At 46.8% G+C, this 12,902-nt stretch carries 8 protein-coding genes; 7 read left to right on the top strand and 1 reads right to left on the bottom strand.

What is annotated here, in order from left to right; all coding sequences use genetic code 11:
- Nucleotides 1-58 precede the first annotated feature (58 nt).
- The 6 genes from WBG78_RS11745 (at nt 59) to WBG78_RS11720 (ending at nt 11,648) form a co-directional block, all read left to right on the top strand.
- A complete protein-coding gene (locus WBG78_RS11745; protein WP_337326620.1) occupies nt 59-1,978 on the top strand; it encodes a 7TM diverse intracellular signaling domain-containing protein in 1,920 nt (639 codons plus the stop codon).
- A gap of 532 nt (nt 1,979-2,510) precedes the next feature.
- Nucleotides 2,511-5,540, top strand: coding sequence for a SusC/RagA family TonB-linked outer membrane protein (locus WBG78_RS11740; protein WP_337326619.1), 3,030 nt, complete (start codon nt 2,511-2,513; stop codon nt 5,538-5,540).
- Nucleotides 5,541-5,545: 5 nt separating this feature from the next.
- The gene (locus tag WBG78_RS11735; RefSeq protein WP_337326618.1) at nt 5,546-7,087 is read left to right on the top strand and encodes a RagB/SusD family nutrient uptake outer membrane protein; all 1,542 of its coding nucleotides are present in this window, start codon (nt 5,546-5,548) and stop codon (nt 7,085-7,087) included.
- Between the two features lie 25 nt (nt 7,088-7,112).
- Entirely contained in the window at nt 7,113-8,195 is a 1,083-nt protein-coding gene (locus tag WBG78_RS11730) for a LamG-like jellyroll fold domain-containing protein (protein WP_337326617.1), read from the top strand.
- A 96-nt stretch (nt 8,196-8,291) separates the two neighbouring features.
- Nucleotides 8,292-10,271, top strand: a complete 1,980-nt coding sequence (locus WBG78_RS11725; RefSeq protein ID WP_337326616.1) for a glucoamylase family protein — start codon at nt 8,292-8,294, stop codon at nt 10,269-10,271.
- 27 nt (nt 10,272-10,298) lie between these two features.
- Nucleotides 10,299-11,648 carry a glucoamylase family protein gene (locus WBG78_RS11720; RefSeq protein WP_337326615.1) on the top strand — a complete coding sequence of 450 codons (1,350 nt, stop codon included), beginning with the start codon at nt 10,299-10,301 and terminating at the stop codon, nt 11,646-11,648.
- A 9-nt stretch (nt 11,649-11,657) separates the two neighbouring features.
- Here WBG78_RS11720 and WBG78_RS11715 read toward each other — a convergent pair whose 3' ends face one another.
- Nucleotides 11,658-12,068 carry a DUF6157 family protein gene (locus WBG78_RS11715; RefSeq protein ID WP_337326614.1) on the bottom strand — a complete coding sequence of 137 codons (411 nt, stop codon included), beginning with the start codon at nt 12,066-12,068 and terminating at the stop codon, nt 11,658-11,660.
- A gap of 235 nt (nt 12,069-12,303) precedes the next feature.
- On the opposite strand from WBG78_RS11715, the gene WBG78_RS11710 reads away from it, so the two are divergent.
- Nucleotides 12,304-12,894 (top strand): TetR family transcriptional regulator, encoded by a 591-nt coding sequence (locus WBG78_RS11710; protein ID WP_337326613.1) that lies wholly within the window; start codon nt 12,304-12,306, stop codon nt 12,892-12,894.
- The last annotated feature ends 8 nt before the right edge of the window (nt 12,895-12,902 follow it).

The raw sequence follows: 12,902 nt of genomic DNA, 5'->3' as shown, positions 1-12,902 counted from the left end.
CTCGTCCGGGCATCCCTTGTTGGTTGCCTTTCATTTGCTGAACGTTTACATTTAATCCATGGTCAGGAATGTGGTGGCATCGGGTGTTGTGTTAATGATCCTGCTGTTGACAGGCATGAGGCTTGCCGCGCAAGAAGTGGTGCAGATCAACGACTCGATTTCAGAGTATAGTTTCATGCCCCACGAGCTAACGTATTACGTTGACGAGAAAAATACATTAGAGCTTAAAGACGTTTCGTCGGCCGAGTTTGCCAGGAACTTCCAGCCACATCCAGGATATCAGAATAAAGATTTCAATGTTAACGCCTCTTATTGGGTAAGGATTCCCATTCAAAGCGCCGGACCTACACGCAATATCTGGTTACTGGAGTTTTATGATCAAACGATTGATCAGATTGATGCCTTTCTGCCCCAGGCAACAGGAGCATACAAACACCTTAGATTGGGGGATAGTCAGCTATTTTCCGAGCGCACGTTCCGTCATAAGAACTTCGAGATCGTATTGAATACAGACACCGACAAAGTTCTCTATTACTACTTCCGGATCCGCTCTCATGAATTTGCGGACATACGCGTGGCACTCCGATCCGCTGACCGCTTCATCTTTTACGCGCTGAACGAATACTTTCTGTTTGGGACTTTTTATGGGATGATTCTCATCATCAGCGTGTACAATCTTTTGGTTTTTCTGGCGATCAGAGAGATCAAAAACATATACTACATCTTTTACATTCTGAGCGTGGCGGCGTATGCGATGAGCTACGATGGTATCGGATTTCAGTATTTGTGGCCGAAGCATCCGCAATGGAATGATTATGCTGTAGGGGTTACGTTGTACTCTGTCATCCTTTGGGCCCTCGTTTTCACGCGGAGGTTCCTGAACACCAAAGCCAATGCTCCATTGCTCGACAAGGCTTTGGTCGTGATGATCATCGCCAGGTCGATGTTCTTCGCTATCGAACTCCTGGCGTTTTCTCATTTGCTGTCGTACCGGAACGTCGAAATCATCCCGCTGTCGCTTATCTTTTTCACGGCCATCTATGTTTGGAAGCGTGGCTACCGGCCGGCGCGATTTTTCGTCATCGCCTATGGGATTTTATTCACGGGATTCTTTGTACGCACGCTGGTTTACTTCAATCTCCTGCCCTTCACAACGCCACTGCACTACAGTCTGCATATAGCGTTTGTGCTGGAAATGGTTTTCCTCACGTTCGCACTCGGGGATCGCATTCGCATTTTGAAGGCGATGCGGGATCGTGCGCTGAAGAGGATCATTCAGGAGCACGAGATAAACATGCAGCTGAAGGACAAAGTCAACCGGGAGTTAGAGCAGAAGGTCCAGGAAAGGACGATAGAGCTTAATTCAAAGAACCATGAGCTTGAACAGACCAACAAGAAACTTGAGCGTCAGTCACGCGAAATCAACCAGATCAATTCCATGCTGGATCTCGACAACTGGAAGCTGAAGAACAGTCTCAAGGAAGTGCTGAATGATCGTATTATGGAAAAGGCCATGGACTACGCGCAGTTCAGAACGTTATACCCAGACATGCTCGCCTGCTATCGTTTTTTGGATCAGCTGAAATGGGAGAAAGGATTTAGCTGCCGGAAATGCGGCAATAGCAAGTACTTTGACGGCGCGCAAAAGTTTTCGCGCCGTTGTACGAAGTGTGGATACAATGAGTCCATCACCAGTTACACCATTTTTCACAGCATCAAGTTTCCGATAGAGAAAGCCTTCTATGTTGCCTTTCTGGGTGTTTCGGGAAACCGGGAGCATACCCTGGAGGTACTTGCCAGGCAACTGGATATGCGTATTAATACGTTATGGTCGTTCAAGCAAAAGGTGTCTGAACGTATCACTGTTCTGCAGGGCGTTGGGCACATTCCTCATGCTTCGCGTTGGGAGGAAATCATCCTCATCACCGAGGAACCGGATAAATCGACTTCGTCCAATCGACGGAAAGTTTCCGCGTGACATTGTGGCAAGATTTCGAGTCCTTTCAGATTCTTAAATCAAAAAAAACGTATGGAGCGCGGCCTGCGATTCCGTTGCGGAGATGAGTGTAGGTTTTATTGACCTTTTATTGAGGGTTTATGGAGGCTCGGTCAAAATGATTTCAATGATGAAGCTGAAGCTCCCATGCCATTTTGTCAATGCTATTGTTTTGGCTGTCTGTCTAGAAGGGGCAAGAGGAATTCAGATGGTTCAATCTGAAAATGTTGAGATTTCTACCCACTCGTCCCGATCATCGGTTTCATTATTCTGAACGCGAAATCACGTTTGTTACAACGATTCAAAATGAATGTTTTTTAGCTAGTAGACAATGTAGCTTAAAACCCCATTATGGCATCTGAAATCGTTTGAAACAATGTTTTTAATCTGGAAAATGGATCGCATAAAACGCTTCCTGCAACCGCAATAATTAGCAGTGTTTTAAGGCCAAAATTCCGCGTTCGCAGTGGAAATTTTGAAATTGATCTAAAGTGAAAGCCTTAACAGCGTGCGTATGATAAGAAAACTACTGTTTACATGTTTGATGCTCAGCCTGTTGGTCACAGTCGGCCTTGCGCAGAGCAAACAAGTTACCGGTCAGGTTACGTCAAAAGCTGACGGAACTACCTTACCCGGAGTGAATGTAGTGGTACTCGGTACCACGAAAGGAACCACCACAGACGTCAATGGCAATTACACGATTCAGTTAGCCGCATCAGAGAACACACTGGTTTATTCCTTTGTCGGGTTCTCGTCGCAGACGGTTCAGGTGGGTGATCAGACTACAATTAATGTGGTGCTGGAAGAAGATGCGACTTCTTTGGAAGAGGTCGTCGTTGTGGGTTACGGAACACAGAGAGAGAAAGATCTGACCTCGGCCATCTCTACTGTAAAGTCTGAGGAAATCACCCGCATGCCTTCGGCTCAGGCCATGCAGAGCCTTCAGGGAAAGGTACCGGGGCTTCAGATTGTTAGTGCCGGGGCGCCGGGCGAAACACCCGTGGTAAGGGTTCGTGGACTAGGATCGTATCCAGGTAAAGTGGTCGGACAAAACAATGAGAACCCTCTTTATGTAGTGAACGGTGTGTTCTTTGATAATATCGACTTTCTCAACCCGACAGACATTGAATCCATTTCAGTACTAAAGGATGCCTCAGCAGCTGCTATTTATGGAGTGAGAGCAGCCAACGGGGTTATCCTAATCACAACCAAGACCGGTAAGTTTAATCAGCCGGCACAAATTACTTATGATGGGTACTACGGTGCCCAGGTTGCCCAGAACGTCTTAAAGATGGCCAATTCGGAGCAGTTTGCTACGATGGCAAATGAATCCGGATCACCGAACGATATAGCTGCCATCGGAAGTGCGATGCAGCGTTATGGTCGAAGTCGCGTGAATCCCAATGTACCAGATGTAAACACTGACTGGTACGATCAGACTTTACGTGTCGCGCCCATCCAAAACCACAGTCTAACAGTTGCCGGTGGCGGTGAAAATACCACCTACTCCGTCGCTGGCAACTATTTCCAACAGGACGGGATTCTGACTGGAAACAACAGTTATGAGCGCTTCAATCTTCGCATGAACCTGGACTACCATGCCAACGACTGGCTGACGGTAGGCGGGAACATTGTCATCAGCAATGCGGTGAAACAGGCGCCTGATTCCGCTGTGTGGAACGACGTATACTTCGCAGTGCCAACGCTGCCAAAATATGATCCCAATCTAACTACTGCGGTACCGATTAATTACGCCAACGCTCAGGATATTGGTTATCGCAATGGACAGAATCCTTTTCCGACCATCGACTTTATTGATGACCAGTACAAGACACATCGGTTTCTCACCAACTTTTATGTTAAGATCGATCTGATCAAAGATAAGCTGACCTTTCAGACAACCTATAATAACGGGTCGTCTTTCCAGAACCGGCGAAAGATGTTACTTCCTTACTTCATAGGAACAAACTTCAAGCGTGAGAATGCTTCATTACTTAGAGTAAATGAAACCAGCGTCAACCAGATCTGGGACAACATACTTACTTACAATGGCTTCTTCGGTGATCATAGCCTTACCGTTATGGGGGGTGTTTCGTTCCGCGATGAAGCTTATGAACGTCTTACGGCCACAGGAGTTGGCTTCACTGATCTGAGTAAGGAGAACTGGTATCTGCATCAGGCGCAAAACATTTCAACGGACCTCGTAGATGATGCGGGTCAGCGTTATTATGGACTGTCTTATTTCGGACGTGTTGCCTACAACTATAAGGACAAATATTTGGCATATGCCACGTTCCGCGCCGACGGAAGCTCGAAGTACCAGCAGACCTGGGGATACTTTCCTTCATTCGGTGTTGGATGGGTGCTGTCGGAAGAGAATTTTATGGCAAACTCGGGCTTTATCGATTTCCTGAAGCTCCGCGCAAGTTATGGCGTATTGGGTAATGACAAGATCAATGCATCGAGCGGGTCAAATGTCACTTCACAAATACTGACGGTGTTCGGAGATGTGATCGCTTCCGGCGAAACCACTTCAAGCACATTCAGCTACCTCAAATGGGAAGCGACAAAGGAATGGAACTTTGGACTAACATCCCGCTTTTTGAATAATCGCCTTGCCATCGATGCGGACTACTACATCCGCGATACGGAACAGGCTGCTATCCAGGTTACCGCACCTACTGGTGAGACGTTTAATCGCTCGCTCGGTGTAATCAGAAATTCGGGGTTTGAATTTTCGGGAACCTGGAGCGACAACTTTTCTGAAGACTTCCGCTACAACATAGGTGCAAACTTTGCAACCCTTAAGAACGAAACCCGCGACATCTATGGGCAGGCATACATTGATGGAGGATCTGCTGAGTTTCTGCAGCGGACAATTGTAGGCCACCCGTTGCTTGCGTTCTTTGGCTATGAAACGAATGGCGTTTATCAGAACAATGAAGAAGTAGCTGCCGATCCGGTTGCCGTGGCTAACGGGCTTGTGCCCGGTGATTTCAAATACAAAGACCTGAATAATGACGGACTCATCAATGCTGATGATCGCACGATCCTGGGTTCATTTCTTCCGAAGATAACCTATGGAGCAAACGTAGGAATAGGATGGAAGAACTTTGACCTCAACGTCGATCTTATGGGACAGGCCGGTAACAAGATCCTGAATCGTAAACGCGGCGAATACAACTGGACCTCAGATGCAAACATGGACGCCGATCTTGCAAAGAACCGGTGGCACGGAGAAGGAACAACAAACGACTATCCTTCTTCTGCAGGACTTCGCAGAGTATGGAACCTGAAGATGAGTGATTTCTTTGTAGAAGACGGATCATTCTTCCGCATACAAAACGTGCAGCTGGGGTACAGGATAAAAGGAGCAGAGGTATTCGGAGCCCGTATGCCAGAGACACGAATTTCCCTCACGGCGACGAGGCCGCTCACGGTATTCAAGTACAACGGATTCAATCCGGAGCTTGGCAACGGGATAGACACTCAAACCTATCCCATACCCGCCATATACACAGTTGGTCTCAATGTTAAATTCTGATTTTTATGAAGATGATTATAAAATCAAGACATACAGTAATCGTTGCTCTAGCGGTTACGTTGACGATGTTTGCTACAAGCTGTGCGGACAAGCTTGATGAACCTGCACTCAACGTCAGGCTGGCATCGGAGACAGATTATACGAAAACCCAAAACATGATCCGTCCTCTGATCGGCGCTTACGCTGAATTCTATACAAGAGGTTGGGAAGATTATCCTTTGATCTCCGTTCGCGGTGATGACGTAAATGCCGGTGGCCGTGGAGACCAGCAGGCCTTTGGCGACACAGACCTTTACAAGTACGATAACAGCTACTGGATGTATAATTCCGTTTGGCAGAATCTCCTTAAGGATATTCTCGTAATGGAATCAACACGCGAACAAATAGAGCGTTACAAGGAGTTTGCTCCCAATCCAGCGCTTGCTGATCAGTATATTGCAGAGTCTAAAGTGATGCGCGCGTTTCTTTTGCTGCAGTGGTCGCGCGTATGGGGAGACATCATCATCCCTAAAAGCAGTAACCTTGAAGATTTGTTTGCTGTTCCTCTGTCCACCAAAGAAGAAGTAATGCAGCACATATCTGATCAGATGGATGAGGCAATACCATTGTTGCCGACTGTTCATCCGCGGGACCGCGCTGACATTGTAGGAGGAGTAACCCGACATACAGCACTTGGCATTAAGGCGCTTGCCAATCTTGAAATGGGCAAGTTTCAGGCTGTTGCTGATGCAACGGGAGAAATCATTACATCAGGTAAGTTCAAACTGGAGACGGACTATTACAACCTGTTCAAGATTCCCGGTAAACTTTCACAGGAGAATCTTCTTGAACTTCAATACTCTGATCTGGGCACAGGCTCGGGAACATCCTTCTCATATCTGTTCGCCTTCTTCGGTCCTGAGAACTGGACGCCGAAAGTTACCGGTGCAAGCAGTGGTTGGGGATTCTATGAACCCAGCATGAAGTGGATCAAGTTCATGCTGAAGAGAGGGGAGACTGAACGTTTGGAAACCAGCGTGCTTTTTACAAACAGGGGTATCACTGAAATCAAGAAGGACCCGGAATTTGCAACACTACCAGCGTTTGTAAAGAACGTCACTCGTTCGGGAGATCAGATCAATGACTTCAATCGTGAAATGTTCGCGAGCGGCAAACACTATCTTCCCTCAGATCAGCTTACGTCAGGAAGGACCGCTTATGGAGAGAACAAGAACTTTATTTGTCTTCGATACGCTGAAATCTTGCTCATGCATGCAGAAGCACTTACTTCCGGGGCAAACAGCAGTGCTATGACGGCGGATGCAGCTGTGAATGCAGTGCGTGCCCGCGCGAACATGACGCCATTGTCTGGTGTTACCAATGCGCAGGTAATGGATGAAAAATTTGCCGAGCTGGCAATGGAATGGGGAACGCGATATTTTGATATGATCCGCCTTAAAAAGTATGATGAACTCAGCTATGATGGTCGGACGTTTTCAGAAGACAAGGCCTATCTTCCATATCCTCAGGGCCAGGTTGATCGCCTTCCTGTGCTGAAACCTCAATAATGTTCGATGCTAAACCAGAAATGAGATGAGTACGATCAATAGAATTCTATATGGGGCAATAGCTCTTGCCTTTGTAGCGTGTAATGATGGCATCGATCCGATAACACCTGTTGCTCCCGGAGAAGACACCGCTGCACCTACTGTTAACATTACCTATCCACTTGAAGGAACAAAGGTTCTGGTAAAAGAGGACGTGGCTCCGATCACCATTAAGTTCGAGTCAGTCGATGACATCGAGATTCAGAAGATTGACGTGATGCTGGATGGTCAAACGATTAATACGTATACCAGTTTTCTTGATTACCGGAGAGCGGTCGTGTCTTACACTTATGAGACGTTGAACAACGGTCCTCACAAGCTTGAGGTTAAGACTACCGACATGTCAAACAAGGTAGCCTCTCAGGTAGTGAACTTCGAAAAGTTTGAGCCTTATAAGACAAAGTATGATGGCGAGATCTTTTACATGCCCTTCGATGCGGAGTATGCTGTATTCCTTGACCTCGTTAGTGTAAAGGAAGCAACTAAAGTTGGTAATCCTGGTTTTGCCGACGACGCCAAGTCCGGTCAGAGCTACAAAGGTGTTGCAGGTGATTATCTCACCTTTGATGCTGCAGACATAATGAACGACGAGTTCTCAGCTGCATTTTGGTATAAAATCAATGCCGCTCCTGATCGTTCCGGGATACTTACACTCAGTCCGCCGGATCCGGAAGCTGAAAAACCAAACAAAAGAACAAGCGGCTTTAGATTGTTCCGCGAAGGAAGTGCAACCAAACAGACCTTCTCCTTAAACGTAGGTAATGGAGAGTCGGACGACTGGTTTAACGGGGGTGATGCAGCATCCATAGATCCGACAGTTACAAAAGGATGGATACACATCGCGATCACGATATCACAGTCAAAAGCTGCCGTTTATATCAATGGGAACGTGGTGTCATCGGGAAACTTTAATGGTGTCGACTGGACAGACTGTACATCATTAAGCATTGGCTCAGGAGCTCCCAACTTTGTAGAATGGGACCACCTTTCGGATCTGAGTCTCTACGACGAGTTGAGGATCTTCAACAAAGCATTGACACAGGCGGAGGTACAGGCACTTATGCAATAGAACCCGAAAGACTTTTAACCAATTTTCATTAACCTTAAACTTGCATGAGGATTTCGGAGCAATCTGAAGTCCTCATTGCTTTAAGAAGAATCAGGTATGCCAGGAATTAGAAATGTCTTTATCGTGATGTGCTGGTTACTAGTGGGCTGTAATGACAATGATTCCGTGCCCGGTAATTTTTCTTTGCTGTCAGCTTTCGTTGGATCCCAACAATTGAGTTTGGGGGCAGTTACAGGCGATGTGGCCATTGATCAATCAGTAGCCCTGAACTTTTCGAAGGGCATAGATCGCTCAACGATTGGTGCCATTTCATTGATGCAGGGCACGACACCAGTAGTTGCAGACATATCATTTTCGTCTGAAGATAAAATGGTGATCCTTTTCCCAAAGGCATTGCTCCAATCGAACTCCACTTATGTCATTAACATAACAAGCGCACTCAAGGCGGTAGATGGGAGCGGATTCGATGCAGTATCGATCCAGTTTAAGACCATCACATCAAAGCTTTCGATAGTTAGTTTTTCGATCGGTGGAAGGGACGCACTTTCCGTTTCCGGTATCCTTGATGAGGTGCCACTTTCTTCAGAGATCGTTATCGCCTTTGCATCGCCAGTTGACCCGCTAACAACAACATCAACCACTATCTCCTTGAAGCAGGATGGGACGTCAATACCCACGACAACAGTTGTGAGTAACAATCAAATAACAATACTACCCTCGGTCCCGCTGAAGCATCTGAGACGTTTTCAGTTAAATATTAGTCAAGGCCTTAAAGGTGTAAACGGAGAGCCATTTGATGGCGTGCAACGGGAGTACTATACTACGGTAAACACCGTTCCGATGTTACCCCTTCTTCCACACGATGAAGACTCTGACGCAGACAATACCAACGATTTGCTTTCGGTGGTGCAGCAGCAAACGTTCAAATACTTTTGGGACTTTGGTCATCCGGTTAGTGGCATGGCCCGGGAGCGCAATACGTCTGGGGACGTGGTCACCAGTGGAGGCACGGGCTTCGGCATCATGGCATTGATCGTAGGTATGGAACGTCAATTCATTTCACGTGATGATGGCCTGGCCAGGATGGAGAAGATCGTGACCTTCCTTGAGAAAGCAGATCGGTTTCATGGTGCGTGGTCGCATTGGATTGATGGGTCGACGGGAAAAGTAGTTCCCTTTAGTGCAAAAGACAACGGCGGAGATCTGGTCGAAACATCTTTTCTGGTGCAGGGACTGATCACGTTCCGTCAATATCTTAACGCTGCCATTCCTGCAGAGGCCAACCTGAGAGACCGAATCACATCGTTGTGGGAGGGAGTTGAATGGGATTGGTATCGCAAGCAAAATGAGGAGGTGCTTTACTGGCACTGGTCACCTGATTTTAATTGGGAGATGAATTTTCCTCTTTACGGATATTTTGAAGAGCAGATCACCTACTTGCTTGCAGCCTCGTCACCTTCTCACGGTATTCCATTAACGGTGTACTCAAATGGGTATGGATTGAATGGCAGCATTGTCAGGAATCAAAGTTACTACGGTTACAAATTACCACTCGGGTCGCCGTCGCCACTGTTCTGGGTTCACTATTCTTACCTGGGACTTGATCCTCATTTTTCCGATGCGTATGCCAACTATTGGGAGCAGAACGTAACGGCTACCCGCATCAATTATGCATACTGTTTGGAGAATCCAAAAGACTACGTTGGATACGGGGAGAACTGCTGGGGACTCACTTCCAGCGATAACCAGGGTGGGTACGACGCGCACTCACCCTCCAACGATAAAGGCGTGATCACGCCGACTGCTGCCATATCTTCGCTACCTTATACTCCGGAAGAATCGATGAAGGCACTTAAGTTTTTCTATTATACAATGGGTGACCGATTGTGGGGAGAGTACGGTTTCTATGATGCGTTTAATCTTACCAGCCAGTGGACCGCTACATCGTATCTGGCGATCGATCAGGGTCCGATCATTGTCATGATTGAGAATTACAGAACCGGTTTGTTGTGGGACCTGTTCATGTCGGCCCCCGAGGTTCAGCAGGGCAGCAATAATTTGAATTTTGTTTATTAAGTTATTATTCAGGCAGAAAATATCAACATGAAACACCTGGTGCCAGTCTTCAAAACATTTGTGCGGGTTGTACCCTTCGTTCTGCTTATTGTTTCCTGTTCTCATAAAACAGTTACCCAAAAAAGCGCATCACACCTTAGTGATGACTCTTTGCTCACTCTTGTTCAGTACAAAACGTTTCAGTATTTCTGGGACGGAGCTGAACCGACTTCCGGGGCAGCACGTGAGCGATTCCACACGGACAATGTTTATCCGGAGAATGACAAACATATAATCACGAGTGGCGGAACCGGATTTGGTGTCATGGCCATTCTCGTTGGCATAGAGCGGGGATTTATTACCCGGGAGGAGGGATTCCAACGCCTTAATAAGCTCGTTGACTGGCTGGGGCGCGCGGATCGCTTTCATGGTGTTTGGCCTCATTGGCTTAATGGCGAGACGGGGAAGGTGAAGCCATTCAGTCCCGATGATAATGGTGGCGATCTGGTGGAAACCTCTTACCTGCTTCAGGGTTTGCTTTGTGCGAGACAATACTTCAAGGATGGGACGTCACAGGAAAAGGAACTTTCTCAGCGTATCGACAAGCTCTGGCGTGAAGTCGAATTCTCCTGGCATCAGAACGGGCAGGATGTGCTGTACTGGCACTGGTCGCCTGACAAAGGTTGGAAGATGAACTTTCCCGTGGAGGGCTACAATGAATGTCTGATCATGTACTTTCTCGCTGCCGGTTCGCCAACGTATAGCATACCGGCCAGCGCCTATCACAAAGGATGGGCGCGAAACGGAGGGATCAGAAATGACCCGAACCATCAGCAGTACGGATATCATCTTGAATTGAAACATAACTTTGCGGCGCAGTTCGGTGGCCCGTTATTTTGGTCGCATTATTCTTACCTCGGTTTGGATCCCAGAAATCTAAAAGACGATTACGCAGATTACTGGAAGGACAATACAAATCATACTCTCATCAACCGGCAGTATTGCATCGCGAATCCAAAAAAGTTCAAAGGTTATGGTGAGAACTGCTGGGGATTGACAGCGAGCTATTCAATCAACGGCTACGCTGCCCACAGTCCAAATGAAGACCTCGGAGTAATATCTCCGACGGCAGCGATTTCTTCAATAGTGTATACACCTAAAGAATCAATAAAGGTAATTCGTCATTTGTATGAGGACCTTGGTGACAAGGTTTTTGGCGTATATGGATTTTATGATGCCTTTAGTGAGCAGGCGAATTGGTATTTGCCGCGATACCTCGCTATCGATCAGGGACCGGCTGTAGTTATGATTGAAAACTACCGGTCTGGCCTGCTTTGGAAACTCTTTATGTCCTGTCCTGAAGTATCCGTTGCAAAGGAAAAACTTGGTTTCAGGTAAGTGTGGCGGCTACGCCCTTTTCGATCGCATGGCCTTAACGTGCTCAAGCGATTTATCTTTGGTAAACTTTGAATAGTCGGATGACTCCATAGGGTAGAGAGCTACTTTGCCGCTCTTATCGTGATGAATTCCCCAGCCGTAACGTTTTCCAAGGGGCGATGATCTCATACATGCCTGTCCTTTTGAAAAGAATTGTTCCCGGGCTTCTTTCCATTCGCTTTTGGGTATTTCATTCCGGATCGCGTGCGTTTTGAAGATCACATCGTCGGAAGTGTGCTGGTAAGGATGATCATAGATCATATCAAACTGCATGTTTGCAACGGTGGCCTTGTCGGCCTTCTTCGGGGGTAGTTCAGCCTTGCTTACAGGACAATCTTCTGCTACCTCAATAAAGGTGTTGGTATAATTGGTTGTATGCATACCTCAAGTTAGTGCATAAAGGCCGGATTTCCTTGCCGTTCAAAAAGACGTGTTGGCCCGCACACGCTATGGCGAAAGGGTGATTTTTCTGAAATGTGATGACATTTTTAAGCAGTTGTTTAAAAATATTTTTCCCAGTACAACCGATTGAAATAAGCCGGGTAACGGTATTCCAGAACAGGTGTATTTTAAACGCTTGTTTAAAATTAAACGCTCGTTTAAATTTGTATTCAAGATGACCAGCGAAAAGATACTATCAGCCGCCCGGAAGCTATTTGAGCAGAAGGGTTATGACAATACCAGCGTGCGCGATATCGCCACCCTGGCAGATGTCAACGTTGCGCTTATCAACTACCATTTTGAATCCAAGGAGAACCTTTTTCTGGCAATCCTGGAGCAGTCGTTGGATGCAACGCGTATGAAACTGACGTCAATAAATGACGGCAGTGATCCAGCGGAGGAGAAGCTGCGTAAAGTGGTTGCCGTGTACGCTGAGAAGGTGTTTTCACACTGCCAGTTTTATCACTTCGTACAGCGTGAACTTCAGAATCCGGATCGCCACAAATTACGTGAGCATATGACCCGGATCGTGAGCAAGAACAACAAAGAGTTTAAGCACTTTATAGAGAGTGCACAGGAAAGTAAGGAGTTCAAGAAGGATGTTGATGTTGATCTCATCATCGCGACGCTGTTTGGAATACTGTATCAGACGACACACGAGTTTATATCCAAGCGTTACCGGAAGCCAAACGAAAAGGACGATGCGTTCCGTGCCCGCGTGGAGAAGTTCGCTTACGAATTGCTATTGCTACAACTTAAGAAATAGAGGGTTTT

The organism is Chryseolinea sp. T2 (genome assembly GCF_037203685.1).
In the GTDB taxonomy this organism is placed as follows: Bacteria; Bacteroidota; Bacteroidia; order Cytophagales; family Cyclobacteriaceae; genus Chryseolinea.
This window is presented reverse-complemented; position numbering and strand designations above follow the sequence as displayed.